Consider the following 15,996-nt stretch of genomic DNA (forward strand, 5'->3'; position numbering starts at 1 on the left):
TCAGCTCCCCCGGACCCAGCCCTCCAGCATGCCCCGAGCGATCGAGATCGATCCGGGCAGCAACAACGGGGCGTCGGCCGGGGAGGCCCAGTCTCCGAGCGCCAGCGCGGCCCGCACCTCGTCGCGGGTGAACCAGCGGGCCTCGGCGATCTCGCCGTCGAGGAAGGCCAGCGGACGGTCCGGATCGGCGACGGCCGAGAACCCGATCATCACCGAGCGCGGGAACGGCCACGGCTGGCTACCGAGATATCGCACTTCGCGCACGTCGACGCCGACCTCCTCGCGGATCTCCCGCACGACGCAGGACTCGAGCGACTCCCCCGCCTCGACGAACCCGGCGAGCACGGAGAACCGTCGCTCCGGCCACACCGGCTGTCGCGCCAGCAGGACCCGGTCCGCGCCGTCGTGCACGAGACAGATGATCGCCGGGTCGGTCCGCGGGAACTCCTCGTGACCGGTGCTGGTACTGATCCTCGACCAGCCGGACAGGGTCGGCTCGGTCGGCGCTCCGTCCAGCGAACTGAAACCCGCGCTGTCGTGCCAGTTGAGCAGGGCCACCGCGGTCACCATCAGACCCGCGTCGGCGTCGTCGAGCCGCTCCCCCACCCGGCGCAGATCGGCGACCGTTCCGGTCTGCGCGAGCACCCGGATCGCCCACACGTGCCGGTCGCCGCGCACACCGAGGAACACCGCGCCCGGAACCGGCTCGGGTCCCAGCTCCACCGCCGCGGCGAACACCAGTGCGTCGCCGTCCACCGGCACCTGCCCGTGACGATCGACCCGTAGCAGAAGGGCCTGCGACCAACCGTCGTGCAGGGCCGCGGCGTCGCCCCGCAGCTCCTCGGCGCGGTCGACGACCGCGCGGGAGAGCAGGGGGGTGTCGGACAGCTGGAAACGGCTCACGCCTGCACCCTAGCGGCGGCGCGGGCTCAGCCCGACACCCGCCGGATGTAGAGCAGCTTGTCGTCCGCCTCCACGGCGTCGACCTCGGGGGACCCCACGCGCAGCAGGCGACCGTCGCGCACGACGCCGAGCACGATGTCGGACAGGTGCCGGGGCGAGCCGCCCACTTCGTTCGGCTCGACGTCCCGTTCGGCGATCGCGAATCCCGCCTCCGGGGTGAGCAGATCCTCGATCATCTCCACGACGCTCGGGGTCGTGGTGGCGATGCCGAGCAACCGGCCCGCGGTCTCCGACGAGATGACCACCGAGTCCGCGCCGGATTGGCGCAGCAGATGCGTGTTCTCCGATTCGCGGATGGCCGCGACGATCTTTGCCCTCGGAGCGATCTCGCGCGCGCTGAGCGTGACGAGCACCGCGGTGTCGTCCCGGTTGGCGGCGACGATGATCGCTGCTGCGTGCTGAACCCCGGCCAGGCGCAGCACATCCGATTTCGTCGCCGAACCCTGCACGGTCACCAGGCCCTGTCCCGCGGCGGTTTCGAGCACCACCGGATCCGTGTCGACGACGACGATCTCCGAGGGCGGAACCCCGTCGCCCAGCATCGCATCCACCGCGGTGCGGCCCTTGGTGCCGTATCCGACGACGACGGTGTGATTACGCACGCGGCGCCTCCAACGCTGAATCTTGAACGCCTGGCGCGAACTCTCGGTCAGCGCCGAGAGCGTCGTACCGACCAGGACGATGAGGAAGAAAATCCGGAGCGGCGTGACGACCAGGACATTGATCAGTCTCGCCTCGGGGGTGAACGGGGTGATGTCGCCGTACCCGGTGGTCGACAGCGAGACGGTTGCATAGTAGATGCAGTCCAGCAGCGACAGCGGGTCACCCTGGGCGTCGCGATAGCCGTCCCGGTCCAGGTAGACCACCAGCACGGCGAACATCAATGCCGCCACCGCATATCCGACGCGACGGGTGATGGCCCGGCTCGGACTCGTCTGCAACTGCGGCACCCGCAGGATGCCCACCAGCGCGAAGTCCGGGCGCTCGGTGAGCACGTCGGAACGGCTGAAGCGGCCGCGTAACCTACCCGGCATGGCGGCACTCCCGCGGTGTTCTCTGCTCCGGCGACACGGTCACCGACGTTCTCGTTGCTGACATCGGCTCGCAGCCTACGCGTCGGCCGCTAGTGTGGCGCGCATGTCCACCCACCCGTCCCAGCGCGCGGCGCTGCGGCTGTCCGCGCTCCTCCTCGGCGCGGGCGCGGCGCATTTCGCCTCCCCTCGCCCCTTCGACCGGATCGTGCCGACGGCGCTGCCGGGCTCGCCGCGCACGTACACGTACGCATCCGGGATCGCCGAGCTGACCGTGGGGACGGCACTTGCGATTCCGCGGACCCGCCGGCTCGGCGGGACGTTGGCCGCGGCGCTGCTGATCGCGGTGTTCCCGGCCAACGTGCAGATGGCCGTGACGTGGCTGCGGAGTGAGCGGCTCTCCCCGGCCGCGAAGGCGGTCGCGGTGGCCCGGCTGCCCCTGCAACTACCCCTGATCTCCCAGGCGCTCACGGCCCGGCGCAACGCCCCGCGCCGCTGACGCCGGTCGCTCTCGTTCGCCGGCCGACGGACGGTCCGCGCCGGCACTGCGCACCAGCCGGTCCAGCCGTTCGGCTCCGGGCAGGTCCTCGGGTGCGATGGTCCGTCCCGTGCGCACGTAGTGGAAGGCGGCCCGGACCTTGCCGAGCGGCGGCTCGGCCGGCCGGCCGGTCGCGCGGAACGTGCGGGCTGCCATCAGCTGCGCCCAGGCCAGGCGGTACGCGGCCAGCTGCATCGCCACCGCCTCGAGCCGGTCCTCGTCGGGCTCGGCACCGGTCTTCCAGTCGATGACCGTCCAGCCGCCGTCCGGATCCTCGAACACCGCGTCGATCCGGCCGCGGATCACCACCCCGGCCAGCGAGGTCTCGAACGGGACCTCCACCTCCACCGGGTTGCGCTGGGCCCACTGCGACCGCAGGAATGCCTCTTGGAGCCGGTCGAGTTCGGTTTCGTCGCCGCCGGCGTCGTCCGCGCCGGGCAGCTCGTCGAGATCGAGCAGCCGTGTGGCGCCGTACCGGCGTTCGAGCCAGGCATGGAAAGCCGTGCCGCGCCGCGCGAGCGGGTTCGGCCGGAACGGCAAGGGGCGGCGCAGTCGCGCGGCCAGCGCGGCCGGGTCCGCAGCCAGATCCACCAACTGGCTGACCGACATCTGCGCGGGCAACGTCACCTCGGCACGCTGCTCGGCACGACGGGCCCGTTCGGCGAGGAGCGCGTCGACGTCCGCGGCCCAGTCGTCGGGGTCGTCGTCCGGGTTCGCCGGAGGCGCGGGTTCGGGCTCCTCGAGTGCCGCGAGGACCAGGGCCGCGCCCTGCTCGACGAAGGGGCGCCGGAGCCCGAGGGGATCGCGGGGCCACACGGCCGTGTGCGGATCCGCGGTCATCGGGTTCTCGGTGCCGGCCTCCGGCGCCGGGGCCCAGATCTCGACGCGACCGAGTCCGGGTCGCTCCGCCACCAGCTCGTGCAGTTCGGACAGGAACGGGGACGGTCCCTTCGGCTCCGTTCCGGACTCGGCCCAGTGATGGCCGGAGACGAACAGGGCTCGTTCCGTGCGGGTGAGCGCGACGTAGAACAGACGCCGGTCCTCGTCCATCTTCCGGTGCTTGAGGGCGTCCTTGTGCGTGTCGATGCGGTCCTCGAGCGACTTGCGGTCGTAGACGTCCTCGAGATCGAGGACGGGGACACCTTCGCTGTTCTCGTCCGGCAGTGCCCGGTCGCCACGTAGCGACGGCGGCAGTTCCCCGAGGGCGCCGAGCCAGGTGCTGCCCGCCGTCGACGAGGGGAACACCCCCGCCGTCAGGTGCGGAACCGCCACCACCTCCCATTCGAGGCCCTTGGCCGAGTGCACGGTGAGCACCTGCACCCGCTCGGTGGCGACCTGCACCTCGCCCGGGGCGAGTCCGCCCTCGATCTCCTCCGCCGCGGAGAGATAGGCGAGCAGGCCGGTCAACGTCGCCGAACCGCGGCTCGCGTACCCGGCGACCACGTCGGCGAAGGCGTCGAGGTTCTCCCGGCCGACTCCGCCGTCGCTGCCGGCCCTGGCCTGCGCCTCGATGCCGATGCCCAGGACCCGTTCCACCTCCGCGACGAGTTCCGTCAGCGGCTGGCCCAGCCGCTCCCGCAGGGACGCCAGTTCCTTGCCGAGCGCGACGATGCGCGCGTACCCGAACTCCGAATAGCGGTGCGGTGGACCGGGATCGGAGAGTGCGTCGGCGATCCCCGCCTGCTCGGACTGCTCGCCCGGCAGGGCGCTGTCGAGCGCCTCGGCCAGGGCGGCCGAGTCGGTGACCGAGCCGCCGACGCCGAACCGGCCCCCGATGGCGAGTTCACCGGCCCGTCGCCAGAGCGCCTGCAGGTCGGCGGCGCCGAGCTGCCAGCGGGCCCCGGTCAACACCCGCACGGCCGCGCTGCCAGCCGTCGGGTCCGCGGCCAGCCGCAGCATGGCGATCACGTCCGCGACCTCGGGGGTGTGCAACAGGCCGCCGAGACCGACGACTTCGACGGGCAGCCCGCGGGCGCGCAGTGCCTCGGCGATCGGTGCGGCGTCGGCGTTGCGGCGCACCAGCACCGCCGCGGTGGGCGGCGGCGCCTCGGACTCCCGGGCGGCCGCGTACTCGGCGGCGATCCGCTCCGCCACCCATTCCCGTTCGGCCTCGACGTCGGTGTGCAGGGCGAGCCGGACGTCACCGGTGACCGGCTCGGGCTTGGCGCGCAGCATGCTCACCTGGACACCCTTGTGCCGCAACGGCTCCGACGCCGAGTTCGCCAGCTCCAGGGCCTCGGGGGGGTTGCGCCAGCTGGTGAGCAGCTCGAGCCGCGGTGCGGGGCTGCCGTCCGCCAGCGGAAAGTCCGTCGAGAACCGGGGCAGATTCGCCGCGGACGCGCCACGCCATCCGTAGATCGACTGCATCGGGTCGCCCACCGCGGTCACGGCGGGCATGGGGTCCTCGGTCCTGCCGGACGGCGAACCGCCGAACAGCGACGACAGCAGGACGCGCTGGGCGTGGCCGGTGTCCTGGTACTCGTCGAGCAGCACCACGCGGAACCGGGCCCGCTCGGCACGGCCCACCTCCGGGTGGTCGCGCGCCATCCGGGCCGCGAGCGACATCTGGCTGCCGAAGTCCAGCGCGCCCTCGCGGCGCAGCGTCTGAGCCAACCGCTCGACCAGGGGCAGCAGTTCGATCCGCGACTGCTGCACGTCGAGAATGTTCAGCAGGGTCTTCGCCGGGCCCCCACGTTGCTTGGGGCCCGCGGGCAGCGTGTGCACGAGTTTGTCCAGCTCGGTGTGCGCGACGCGCAGGTCGTCCGGCTCGACGAGGTGCTCGGCGAGCTGTCCCGCCAGCGCCAGCACGCACTCGGTGACCGACGCGGGATTGCGGTCGGTGTCGAGGTCGCCGTCCCAGGCGCTGACCACGCGATACGCGAGTTGCCACAGTTCGGTCTCGGACAGCAGCGTCGCCGACGGTTCGATGGGCAACAGCAGCCCGTGCTCACCGAGCAGTCGCCCGGCGTACGAGTGATAGGTGCCCACCTCCGGCTCCCCGGCGAGAATGCGGGCCCGTAGCCCGCCGGTGGGGTCGAGGTCGCGCACCAGCGGCGAACCGGCGAGCTTCGCGAGCCGCCGGCGGATCCGGGTGGTGAGCTGCTGGGCGGCCTTGCGCGTGAATGTCAGGCCCAGCACCTGTTCCGGGTCGACGAAACCGTTCGCGACGAGCCAGACGACCCGCGCCGCCATCGTCTCGGTCTTGCCGGCCCCGGCGCCGGCGACGACGAGCGTGGGCCGCAGCGGCGCCTCGATCACCGCGGCCTGCTCGTCGGTCGGCGGGAACTGCCCGAGCGCGGCTGCCAACTCGGCCGCGGTCACCGTCGGTGGTGTCACTGTCCCGTCACCTGCCTGCCCTCGTCGTGCGCCGGGCAGCTCGACAGGACCGGGCAGTGCCGGCACCCGTCGTTGACCCGGGCCAGGAACTGCGGTCCCCGGGTGGCCGCGGCTGCTTCGTGGATCACGTCACGCCAACGGTCGAGCGTCTCGGCGTCCAGCGGAGGCTGCACCCGCTGGGTGGCGCCCTCCTTGTTGTGAGGTTTGGCGACGAACACCAACCGTGCCCCGCCGGGTTCGGCGGCGGGCTGCCCGTCGATCGCGCCGGCCGCGGCGGCGACCTGGTAGGCCGCCAGCTGCGCGTGCTCCTGCGCCGCTTCCTTGGTGACGGGATGGCGCGCGGTCTTGACGTCGATGATCACCGGCCGCCCCTCGGGGTCCCGCTCGAGCCGGTCGATCCGGCCACGCAACCGCACCCGCGGCTCGTCGTCGGTCCGGGGTTCGAGGATGCCGTCGACGGCGATCTCGACACCGACCTCGGTGAGCTCGCCACGGGTACCGCGCAGCCACGCCGAGAACGTGTCCAGCATGGCGCGGGTGCGCTCGAGCTCGCGACGGGCGTACCACTGCGAGCCGAGATCGACCGAGTCCCAAGCCCGTTCGAGCGCCCGCTCCACCTGGTCCGGCGGGATCCGTCCGGCGAGCGCCTGGACCAGCGTGTGCACCAGGCTCCCCGCGACAGCGTGGGTGTTGTCGCCGTCGGAGCCACCGTGCCGCTCGAACATCCACCGCAGCGGGCACGTGGTGAGCTGTTCGACCGTCGACGGCGACAGCGGCACCGCGTCGGCCCCGGGGTCCCACAGTTCCTGCTGCGTGCTGGGTTCGGCGGTGCCGTACCACTGGTCCGGATGTGCGCCGCGCACCCGGGCCCGGGCGAGCCGCGCGAGCTGTGCCGCTGCCCGGCGTTGCCGCTGAGGGTCGTCGCGGGCCACCACGGGATCGCACACGACGCTGCGCAGCTCGGCGACGAGGGTGGGCAGCGCGAGCACGCGGGTGCGGATCTCCTCCGGCAGTACCGAGACGTCCTCCCCCGGCTCGTCGACCTCGTCGTCCGAGGCCGCGCCCACCAACTCGTCGACGAACCGGGACCGCACCATGTCGGTGTCGCCGCCGACCGATTCCACGGCGGTGACGAGGAGGGTGCGCCGCGCGCGACTGCACGCGACGAGGAACAGGCGGCGCTCGTCGGCCAGCAGCGGGGCGGTGCGGGAGAGCCGCGTCGTGCCGTCGCCACCGTCGTCGGCCCCGGAGACCGCGTCGATCAGCGTCTCGATCCCGAGCAGGGTGCCGCGGGCCCGCAGGCTCGGCCAAAGGCCCTCCTGCACGCCTGCGACCGCGACGACGTCCCACTCGCGGCCGGCCGCCGAGTGCGCACTGACGACGGTCACCGCCTCTGCCTGCGCGACGAGGCGGGCGCGGACGGAACCCGGGATCTCCTGCTCGGTGAGGTAGTCGACGAATCCGGCGAGCTGGGCGCGCGGCAGCCGGTCGACGTAGTCGGCGGCGGCGTCGAACAGCGCCACGATGCCGTCGAGGTCGCGATCCGCCTGCGCGCCGACGGGTCCACCGCGTTCGGATGCCGCGGACCACTTGCGTTCGAGGCCGGTGGCCTGCCACGCCTCCCACAGCACGTCCTCGATCCCGCCGCCGCGGCGCGCGGCCTCCCGTGCCTTGCGCAGCACGGACTGCGCCTTCTTCAGCGGCGCCGCCTCGACGTCGGTGAGGCCGTGCACGAGCCGTTCGGCGTCCTCGCTCTCGTCGTCGACGAGCAGCAGCCGCAGCAGTTCGGCCGAGTCACGGTCGCCCCCGGCGGCGAGTTCGACCCGGCGCAGGCCCCGGCGCAGGCGGCGCAGCGCGACCGGTTCGGCTCCGCCGACGGGACCGGACAGCAGGGCGAGCGCCTCCTCACCACCGAACGGCAGCCCGGACAGCGCCCGCAGCACGAGCAGCAGCCCGGCGACCCCGTGCTGGCGGGCCAGCGGAAGCTCGGATGCAACTGTGGTCACCGGCACCCCGGCCGCCAGCAGGGCCCGCCGCAGCGGAGCGAGCGAACGCGGCACCGACCGCACCACGACGGCCATGCGGGACCACGGCACCCCGTCGACGAGGTGGGCGCGGCGCAGCGTGTCTGCGACGAGCGCGGCCTCCTTCGCCGGCGTCGGCAGCACCCGGACCCGCACGGTTCCCGGATCGTCCGAGGGGACGGCGGGTGCGCCGCGGTGCGGCGGGAGACCGGAGAGCCGCCGGGTGATCCGGCCGACGAGTTCTGCCACCTCCGGGGCGGCGCGATGGTTGGTTCCGAGCACCACGCGGCGGCTCGGGTCGTCGTCGGCGAGCGAGGCGAGAAAGGCCGGGTCGGCACCGCGGAAGGTGAAGACCGCCTGGTCCGGGTCACCGGCGATGGTGGTGGTGCGGGTGCCGAGGCCGACGACGCGCACCAACTGCGCGGCCTGCGGATCGAGATGTTGCGCGTCGTCGACGAGCAGGTGCCGGATCCGGGAGCGTTCCCGCGCGAGCAGGTCCGGATCGGTGACGAATGCGGCGAGGGCGGCACCGACGAGTTCGGCGGCGTCGAGGGCGGGCGCGGTGGCCTCGGGGGCCTCCATGCCCACGGCACCGCGCAGCAGCATGATCTGCTCGTACCGGGCGGCGAACTCGCCGACGGCGACCCATTCCGGTCGCGATCGCTGCTGCCCGAGCTCGATCAGGTCCTCCGGGCCTAGACCGCGTTCGTTGGCGCGCAGCATCAGGTCCCGCAGCTCCACTGCGAAACCGGTCATGCCGAGCGCGGGCCGCAGCCGCTCGGGCCACATTCCTGCGCCGTCGTCGAGATCTCCGCGCAACAATTCGCGCAGGACGGCGTCCTGCTCGGCTCCGGTGATCAGGCGCGGCGGCGGGTTGCCGTGTGTGGACGCCTGCAGCCGCAGCACCGCGAACGCGTACGAGTGGACGGTGCGCACCAGTGGCTCCCGCGTGGCGCGGGGACCGCCGCCAGCCACCCCCGCGCGGAGCAACCCGGCGGTGATCGCCTCGCGGACCTCGGTGGCGGCGCGTCGCGAATGGGTGAGCACCAGCACCGATTCCGGGTCGGTGCCGGCGACGATCCGGGCGACGGCCAGGTCCACGAGCAGCGCCGTCTTTCCCGTCCCGGGACCGCCCAGCACCTGCCACGGCCGCCACTGCGGCAGGGGCGGCGAGTCCGCGAACAGCCGCTGCACGTCCTCGGGCCATCGGCGCTGCGGGGGTGCCTCGTCCGGCCTCGGCACCAGACGCACCTCGACCTGCTGCGGCCGGGCGTCGGGGCGAAGGTCGGCGTCGGTCATGCGGCCATTCCAGCAGACGGGTCCGACACGCCGCGAGCGGCGAAGACGGCACCGCCGCGAGCGGCGAAGACGGCACCGCCGCGAGCGGTGAATCCAGCACAACCGCGAGCGGCGACCATGAAACCGACCGCGAGCGGCGAGTCAGCCGGGCAGAGGAACGTTCTGCAGCCGGACCTGACCGCGCGCCAGGGTCCTGCCGCTCTCGCTGCCGGTGACGGTGACGAGCCACAGCTGCTGGACGCGGCCCTGCTGAAGTGGTTCGGCGACGACGTCGACGCGCTCACCCGTGCTCGAGCGCAGGAAGTCGGTGCTGTTGTGGACCCCGACCGCGAACTGGCCGCGGTCCTGGACAGCGGCGCTGGCTCCGACGCTGGCCGCGGATTCGACGGCGGTGGTGTAGACACCGCCGTGCACGACACCCCACGGAGTGTGATGGTCCCGCCCCAGATCGATGTGCCCGGTGACCCGGGTGCCGGAGACCTCGTCGAGCACGAGGCCCGCGGCCTGCAGGAAGGCGCTGTCGCCGGGGAGATCGGTACCGGTGGTGTCCATGGCGCCACGCTAACTTCTGAAATTGCAGTGAGCAAGGGGCTAGCCTCGGGGCATGCGCTGGTTGGAGACGGACACGACGAACTGTTCCGTGCAGCGGACATTGGACGTGATCGGCGAGAAGTGGACCCTGCTCGTCCTGCGGGAGGCGTTCAACGGCGTGCGCCGGTTCGACGACATGCGGCGGCACATCGGGATGTCCGAGCCGATCCTGGCCGACCGCCTGCGCAAACTGGTGGCAGCGGGAATTCTGCGCCCGGCGCCGTACCGGGAGGCCGGACACCGCACCCGCAACGAGTACCGGCTCACCGACAAGGGCATGGACCTCTTCCCCGTCCTCGTCGCACTGCTCCAGTGGGGCGACCGCTACTGCGCCGACGAGGACGGACCCCCCGTGGTGGTTCGTGACCGGGTGAGCGGCCGCCCCGTCGCCGCGGTGGTCGTTCCCGCCGGCACGGCCGGTCTGACCGCCCGCGAGACCGAATCCACCCCCGGTCCGGGAGCCCGGCCCGTCCCTGCCGATCGGCCGGCACGGCCGCACCGGCCCCGTGCGAGCGCATCGGCTGCCCCTGGAGCCGGCCGCGGCCCTGACACAATCGACGGGTGAACGAACTGCACACCCACCTGTTCGGTCCCGTCGACGGTCCGCAGCTGCTCGCCCTGCACGGCCTCACCGGTCACGGCCGGCGCTGGGAGCACCTCGCGTCGCAGCACCTCCCCCATGCACGGGTGCTCGCGCCGGACCTGCGCGGACACGGCCGCTCCCCGTGGACGCCGCCGTGGAACTTCGAGACACACGTACGGGACCTGCTCACCGTCCTCGACGCCCACGCCTCGGGTCCGGTGCTGGTGGTCGGCCATTCGTTCGGCGGTGCCCTGGCCGTGCATCTGGCCGCGGCTGCGCCCGAGCGGGTGCGCGGTCTGGTGCTGCTGGATCCGGCGATCGGGCTGCCGCCGGAACGCATGCTCGAGATCGCGGAGCTGACGGTGCAGCACCCCGACTACACGGACGCGGCCGAGGCCCGTGCCGACAAGACGAACGGTTCCTGGGGTGAGGTCGATCCCGCGCTGCTCGACGCCGAACTCGCCGAGCACCTGGTCACCCTCGATTCCGGCCGGGTCAACTGGCGGCTGTGCGTTCCCGCGCTCGTGGCGTCGTGGAGCGAGCTGGCACGCGAGTTCGTCCTGCCCCCGGCCCACCTGCCCACGATCGTCGCGCGGGCCGCGAAGGTGCAGCCGCCGTACGTCACCGACGAGTTCCGGGCCGCCCTCGCCGACCGGCTCGGCACGAACCTCACGACACTCGACCTCGACTGCGACCACATGATCGAACAGGCACGACCGCAGGAGACGGCGGCCCTCGTCCGGAAGCTGCTGTAGGTGCCGGCGACGAGCGAGGCCGACGTCGAACGCGTCCGGGAACTGGTCGCGGCGGTCCCCGAAGGCCGCGTGACCACCTACGGCGACGTCGCGGCGGCGGCCGGACTGTCCAGCCCGCGCACCGTGGGCTGGATCATGCGGACCGACAGCGCGGACCTGCCGTGGCACCGGGTGGTCCCGGCCTCCGGGAGGCCCGCCGCGCACCTGGCCCACCGGCAGCTCGCCAGGCTGGGCCGGGAGGGAGTGCCGATCCGCGACGGCCGGGTCGATCTCGCGGCGGCGCGACACCGGTTCTGAACCGGCTCACACCTGGTGCCGCTGCACGCGGCTCCAGGACGGCCGCGCCGAGCCCGGCCGGCACGTCGACCGCGGCGAGTAGGTCCGCGACCGCTTGGGTGAACGGCCGGCGCTGATGGTCGTCGAACGCACGACCGGCGCCGAATCGGGTGCCCGGCGGCAGGACGAGTCCTGCCGTTCCGCCGCGGCGACGAGACGGGTGGAGCCGAGGCCGTCCCGCAGCCGGCAGCACAGCGACACCCCCGCGGGCGGTGCGAACCGCGCCGCCCGGGCAGGCGCCGCAGCAGGACCTCCCGCACGCGTGCACCGGCCGCCGCGCACCCCGCCGACGCGGGGGCCGGTGTGGGATCGGCGGGCCGCCGCGCAGTCGTCACACGCCGGACTGACCCGGCCCGGCACGCCGCGCCGGCCGGCGTCGGGCAGCATGACCTCATGAGTTCGCTGACCGACGTGGAGGCCGTCATCGTCGCGGGTGGGCGCGCGACCCGCATGGGCGGTGTCGACAAGCCCGCGCTCGTCGTCGGGGGACGGCGACTGCTCGACATCGCCTTGACCGCGGTGGGCGGGTGCCGGCGGATCGCCGTCGTCGGACCACGACGCGACGATCTCGACCCCGCGGTGATTCAGGTACAGGAAGAGCCCGCCGGGGCCGGGCCGGTTGCCGCGCTCGCCGCCGCGGGCGTCCACGAGCCGGTGGTGCTGACCCTCGCCGCGGACCTGCCGTTCCTCACCGCGGACACGGTCGCCGCACTCGTCGAGGCCCTGCGCGGAGCCCCGGGATCCGACGCGGCGTTCGCGGTCGACGACTCGGGGCGGATCCAGTTCCTGCTCGCCGCGTGGCGTGGTCCCGCGCTCTCCGGCCACCTCGCCGCGCTGGGGGCGGATCCGGCCAATCAACCGATGAAGGCCCTGCTGCCGGAGCGATACGTCACGGTCCCGGTGGCGGGGACCGCGGACTGCGACACACCGCAGGAGCTCGCGCAGGCCCGGGCCGCCCGTTCCGGGCTGATCGCGGCCGACCCCGAGGCCGCGCGCGCGGCGCTCCGGAAGTCGCTGCCGCGGTTGCCGGTCCGCACCCGCGCGCCGCACGAGGCGGAGGGCGCCACCCTCGCCGCACCGCTCGTCGCCGCCGAGGCGCTGCCGAGAGCCGCGGTGTCGGCGATGGACGGATACGCCGTCGCCGGCGACGGACCGTGGCTGCTGCGCGCCGAGGTCCACCGGGCCGGCGCGACCGAGCCGTTCACCCTGCAGAACGGCCAGGCGGCGCGCATCGCCACCGGCGCCTACCTGCCGCCCGGCGCCACGACGGTCGTGCGCGACGAACACGTCGAGGTGACCGACGGCACCGTCACCCGGATACCCGATGCCCCGGTGCGCGACGACGCGCGCCGTCGCGGGGAGGACTGGGCGCCCGGCGTCGAACTCGCCGCGGCGGGCGTCGCCCTGGGCCCGGCGGTGATCTCCGCGGCGCTGAGCGGCGAGGTGACCGCCGTACAGGTCCGCGGACCCGTGCGGGTCCACGTGGTCGTCACCGGCGACGAGATCCGCCGCGACGGGCCGCTGCGCGAGGGCCAGACCCGAGATTCGCTCGGTCCCGTCCTGCCGCGGTTCGTGCAGTGGTGCGGGGCCGCCGTCGCCGGGGAGGCGCACCTGCGCGACACCGGCGACGGGTTCGACCGGCTGTTCGGCGAGACCACCGGCGTCGACGCGATCGTCGTCGCCGGGGCGACCGGCGGCGGGGCCGCGGACCAGTTGCGATCTGCGCTGGCGCGGGCCGGCGCGTCGATCGTCGTCGAACGGGTCCGGTGCAAGCCGGGCGGGTCCCAGGTGACAGCCGTGCTGCCGGACGGCCGAGTGGTGCTCGGCCTGCCGGGCAATCCGGTCGCGGCCGTCGCGACGCTGCTGGTGATGCTGCCCGCTGTCGTCGACGGTCTGACGGGCCGCCGGCCGCAGGCACCGTGGACCGCACCGCTGGCGAACGCCTCGCAGGTGAGCGGTGACGTCACCCGGCTGCTGCCGGCCCGACAGACCGGCAACGGATCGTGGGTGTGCGACAACGCGGTCCGCACCGCGCACCTGGCGGGACTGATCGGACGGCGCGCGATCGCGCTCGTGCCACCCGGCGCGGAGAACGGCGATCCGGTGGAGCTGGTGCCGCTGCCGCAGTGACCGGCACCGGTCAGCCCGGATGCGTGAGGACCCGGTATCCGGTCTCGTGGAGTCGCCGGTGCTCCGGCCACCGGTCGCGCGTCCAGGCGGGTTCGGAGTGGGCCGCGACGATCGCTGCGGTCGTCGCGGCGTGCAGATCGAACTCCAGGTCGCGGCACAGTTCCGGCAGCGCGGTCCGCTCCCCCGCCGCGCGCGCCTGCACGATGGTGGCGACCGTCTCGGCGACCCGCGCGTCGGCGAAGCGCAGCACGCGGCGATGCGCGGACGGCAACACGAACCACAGCACCGCGACGGCGGCGAGCACGCCGATCACCGTTTCGAGCAACCGGTCGCGAGCCACCACGGTGAAGTCGTGCGGCACCCCACCGCCCCCGAGCAGCAGCGCGAGCGGCGTGATGAACACCATCGCCACCCCGTAGTTGCGGACGAGGTATTCCTCGGTTCCGGCCAGCAGCACCGCCACCACCACGACGACCCCCACCGCCGTCGGCGCCGCCCACACGACCGCGGCCAGCACGCCGAGGCCCACGACGGTACCGGCGAACCGGTGCAGACCCCGGTAGCTGCCCAGCACCCGGTCGGGTCCCTGATGCAGCACCATCGCCGCCGTGATCACCGCCCAGTCCGGTCGTCCGACACCGCCCGCGAGTGCCAGTGCGCCCGCGACGGGACCGGCCACGGCAAGGCGCACGACGATGGTCCAGGATCGGCTGCCGGGCCGAGCTGCCCGGGCGAGCCGGTATCGCGCCGACGGGCGCGGCAGTGGCGGTTGCGGTCGCAGGTCGTCGGTCTCGGAGGCGGCGCCCTCGTCGGTGCCCGCGACGAGGGTCGCGAGCCGCAGGTGCGCCGCTCGGAGCGCCCCGGTCAGTGGATGGTCACCGTCGCCGATCCGCCCGTCGTGCAGGCACATCCATGCGGCGTGCAGTGCCCGGACCGCCTCGTGCCGCGGGCCGAGCGCCGCCGGGGCGCGCAGGCAGGTGTCGACGGCCGACACGGCCGCCGCCACCGCGACACGCTCGGGCGTGCGGGGCCGGACCACCACGCCGGACATCGACACGACAACCGCCGTGCCCGCACCCACCGCCGTCCACGACACGACCGCGCCGACCGGCACACCGGCACTCGGCAGCGCCGCGGCGATCTCCAGGGTCAGCAGCGGCAGGAACGCACCGGGGGCACCGAACCGCAACGCGTCGACCAGGAAGGCACCCACGGCGACGACGGCCGTCATGACCGCCACGAGCAGGAGCCACGTCCACGACGCCCCCGACTGCACGAGCACACCGACCCCGGCACCCACACCGGCCAGCACGACGAGTGCCGCCGCGACGAACAGCACCACCTTCCACCGCGCCCGGTAGGCGCGACCCTCGCCGTACACGACGGCGAACGCCCCGAGGGCGACGGTCGCGGCGACGGGTCCGTGACCGAACGCAAGACCGGCGAGGCCGGGCAGCGCCACCGCGACGGCGGCGCGCAGCGCGCCGGGCCAGCGCCGGCCTCGCCTGGGCACGCCGAGCAGGAGCGTCCGGGCCGGCCCCGGTGCCGGGAGCGGCGGGCACGCCGCGTCACTCCGGGACCCGGCTCCCGGCTCTACCATCGCTTCGGACACGGGGATCGACGATACGGGGCGCAGCTCTCATCGCCCGCGCCGTGTCGGCAAGCTCACCTGCGCAGCGGCTCCGCGGTGAGCAGCGCCGTGGCCGCGGACCGGTACCGGTCGGCCACCAGGCGCACGATCGAGTCGTGCACTCCGAGCGGTGCCGCCACGCCGTCGGCGCCCGCGTCGGCGAGACGCGCGTGGAACAGGCCGTCGGCGAGCAGGTACGACGCGACGAACACCCGGCCCGCACCCGCGGCGCGCAGTTCGGCGACGACGTCCGGCACGCGTGGAGATCCCGTGGCGACGTACCCGACGCGCACGGCGACGCGCGCGAGGGCCGACAACATGCCCGCGGCCCGGCGCACGTCGCCGACGGCGCGCGGGTCGGAGGAGCCCGCCGCGGCGAGCACCACCGCGTCCCCTGGTCGCCAGCCGGCCGCGGCGAGGCGCTGCAGCTGCACCCGGGCGAGCACGGGATCGGGTCCCAGCGCGCGGGTGACCGCCACGGCGCGATGCCCACTGTCGGTGACCTCCCGGGGTACGTCGGCGTGCACGTGGTAGCCGGAGGCGAGGAAGGCGGGCACCAGCACGGTGGGTCGCCCGGAGCGGCGCAGCACCTCCGACGGCGAAGGTCCGAGGACGTCGACGAAGGCGACGCGGGTCGTGCCCACCTCGTGGGAGACGGCGTCGGCGAGGGCCGCAATCGTCTCGACGCCGCGCGGATTGCGCGTGCCGTGGGCGACGAGCAGCAGAGCCGGGTCGGTCATGGTCACAACTCCTGGTCGGGAACGGGTCGGCCGGGGACGA

General features: G+C 73.9%; 13 protein-coding genes. 5 read left to right on the forward strand and 8 right to left on the reverse strand.

Annotated features, from left to right (window positions below; all coding sequences use genetic code 11):
- Together nudC and QNA09_RS14540 are read right to left on the reverse strand one after the other, a co-directional pair.
- Positions 1-903 (reverse strand): NAD(+) diphosphatase, encoded by a 903-nt coding sequence (nudC, locus tag QNA09_RS14535; RefSeq protein ID WP_017679544.1) that lies wholly within the window; start codon positions 901-903, stop codon positions 1-3.
- A gap of 26 nt (positions 904-929) precedes the next feature.
- Positions 930-1,997 (reverse strand): TrkA family potassium uptake protein, encoded by a 1,068-nt coding sequence (locus QNA09_RS14540; protein WP_010594695.1) that lies wholly within the window; start codon positions 1,995-1,997, stop codon positions 930-932.
- Positions 1,998-2,100: 103 nt separating this feature from the next.
- On the opposite strand from QNA09_RS14540, the gene QNA09_RS14545 reads away from it, so the two are divergent.
- A complete protein-coding gene (locus tag QNA09_RS14545; protein ID WP_064066110.1) occupies positions 2,101-2,493 on the forward strand; it encodes a MauE/DoxX family redox-associated membrane protein in 393 nt (130 codons plus the stop codon).
- Here QNA09_RS14545 and QNA09_RS14550 read toward each other — a convergent pair.
- The 3 genes from QNA09_RS14550 to QNA09_RS14560 form a co-directional block, all read right to left on the reverse strand.
- Positions 2,440-5,868 carry an ATP-dependent DNA helicase gene (locus tag QNA09_RS14550; RefSeq protein ID WP_237210791.1) on the reverse strand — a complete coding sequence of 1,143 codons (3,429 nt, stop codon included), beginning with the start codon at positions 5,866-5,868 and terminating at the stop codon, positions 2,440-2,442. The two genes, QNA09_RS14545 and QNA09_RS14550, sit on opposite strands and share 54 nt — an antisense overlap.
- The gene (locus QNA09_RS14555; protein ID WP_119699875.1) at positions 5,865-9,191 is read right to left on the reverse strand and encodes an ATP-dependent DNA helicase; all 3,327 of its coding nucleotides are present in this window, start codon (positions 9,189-9,191) and stop codon (positions 5,865-5,867) included. Before QNA09_RS14555 ends, QNA09_RS14550 begins: the two co-directional genes overlap by 4 nt.
- 141 nt (positions 9,192-9,332) lie before the next feature.
- Positions 9,333-9,743 (reverse strand): PaaI family thioesterase, encoded by a 411-nt coding sequence (locus QNA09_RS14560; protein WP_119699876.1) that lies wholly within the window; start codon positions 9,741-9,743, stop codon positions 9,333-9,335.
- Between the two features lie 52 nt (positions 9,744-9,795).
- Here QNA09_RS14560 and QNA09_RS14565 point away from each other — a divergent pair, with 52 nt between their 5' ends.
- The 3 genes from QNA09_RS14565 to QNA09_RS14575 are packed head-to-tail and all read left to right on the forward strand — an operon-like array spanning position 9,796 to position 11,417.
- Positions 9,796-10,347 carry a helix-turn-helix domain-containing protein gene (locus QNA09_RS14565; RefSeq protein ID WP_208643848.1) on the forward strand — a complete coding sequence of 184 codons (552 nt, stop codon included), beginning with the start codon at positions 9,796-9,798 and terminating at the stop codon, positions 10,345-10,347.
- Entirely contained in the window at positions 10,344-11,120 is a 777-nt protein-coding gene (locus QNA09_RS14570) for an alpha/beta fold hydrolase (protein WP_010594704.1), read from the forward strand. The genes QNA09_RS14565 and QNA09_RS14570 overlap by 4 nt, the downstream gene beginning before the upstream one ends.
- Positions 11,121-11,417, forward strand: coding sequence for an MGMT family protein (locus QNA09_RS14575; RefSeq protein WP_010594705.1), 297 nt, complete (start codon positions 11,121-11,123; stop codon positions 11,415-11,417).
- A 6-nt stretch (positions 11,418-11,423) separates the two neighbouring features.
- Here QNA09_RS14575 and QNA09_RS14580 read toward each other — a convergent pair whose 3' ends face one another.
- Positions 11,424-11,843: a hypothetical protein gene (locus tag QNA09_RS14580; RefSeq protein WP_048770756.1), complete on the reverse strand. Its 420-nt coding sequence runs from the start codon at positions 11,841-11,843 to the stop codon at positions 11,424-11,426.
- A 6-nt stretch (positions 11,844-11,849) separates the two neighbouring features.
- Between QNA09_RS14580 and QNA09_RS14585 the strand changes: the two genes are divergently transcribed.
- Positions 11,850-13,586: an NTP transferase domain-containing protein gene (locus tag QNA09_RS14585; protein WP_048771110.1), complete on the forward strand. Its 1,737-nt coding sequence runs from the start codon at positions 11,850-11,852 to the stop codon at positions 13,584-13,586.
- Positions 13,587-13,596: 10 nt separating this feature from the next.
- On the opposite strand, the gene QNA09_RS14590 is transcribed toward QNA09_RS14585, so the two are convergent.
- Both QNA09_RS14590 and QNA09_RS14595 read right to left on the reverse strand, forming a co-directional pair.
- On the reverse strand, positions 13,597-15,186 hold the full coding sequence (locus QNA09_RS14590; RefSeq protein WP_119700318.1) for an FUSC family protein: 1,590 nt from the start codon (positions 15,184-15,186) through the stop codon (positions 13,597-13,599).
- 65 nt (positions 15,187-15,251) lie between these two features.
- Complete coding sequence (locus tag QNA09_RS14595; protein ID WP_010594709.1) at positions 15,252-15,956, reverse strand: sirohydrochlorin chelatase; 705 nt, start codon at positions 15,954-15,956, stop codon at positions 15,252-15,254.
- Positions 15,957-15,996 lie beyond the last annotated feature (40 nt).

This window comes from Rhodococcus sp. AH-ZY2 (assembly GCF_030916465.1).
GTDB classification, from domain to species: domain Bacteria; phylum Actinomycetota; class Actinomycetes; order Mycobacteriales; family Mycobacteriaceae; genus Rhodococcus; species Rhodococcus ruber.

Excerpts from the sequence above, each read along its gene's own strand:
- QNA09_RS14540 (WP_010594695.1), bottom strand. The coding sequence starts at position 1,997 with ATGCCGGGTAGGTTACGCGGCCGCTTCAGCCGTTCCGACGTGCTCACC.
- QNA09_RS14545 (WP_064066110.1), top strand. The coding sequence starts at position 2,101 with ATGTCCACCCACCCGTCCCAGCGCGCGGCGCTGCGGCTGTCCGCGCTC.
- QNA09_RS14555 (WP_119699875.1), bottom strand. The coding sequence starts at position 9,191 with ATGACCGACGCCGACCTTCGCCCCGACGCCCGGCCGCAGCAGGTCGAG.
- QNA09_RS14560 (WP_119699876.1), bottom strand. The coding sequence starts at position 9,743 with ATGGACACCACCGGTACCGATCTCCCCGGCGACAGCGCCTTCCTGCAG.
- QNA09_RS14565 (WP_208643848.1), top strand. The coding sequence starts at position 9,796 with ATGCGCTGGTTGGAGACGGACACGACGAACTGTTCCGTGCAGCGGACA.
- QNA09_RS14580 (WP_048770756.1), bottom strand. The coding sequence starts at position 11,843 with ATGCTGCCCGACGCCGGCCGGCGCGGCGTGCCGGGCCGGGTCAGTCCG.
- QNA09_RS14585 (WP_048771110.1), top strand. The coding sequence starts at position 11,850 with ATGAGTTCGCTGACCGACGTGGAGGCCGTCATCGTCGCGGGTGGGCGC.
- QNA09_RS14590 (WP_119700318.1), bottom strand. The coding sequence starts at position 15,186 with ATGGTAGAGCCGGGAGCCGGGTCCCGGAGTGACGCGGCGTGCCCGCCG.
- QNA09_RS14595 (WP_010594709.1), bottom strand. The coding sequence starts at position 15,956 with ATGACCGACCCGGCTCTGCTGCTCGTCGCCCACGGCACGCGCAATCCG.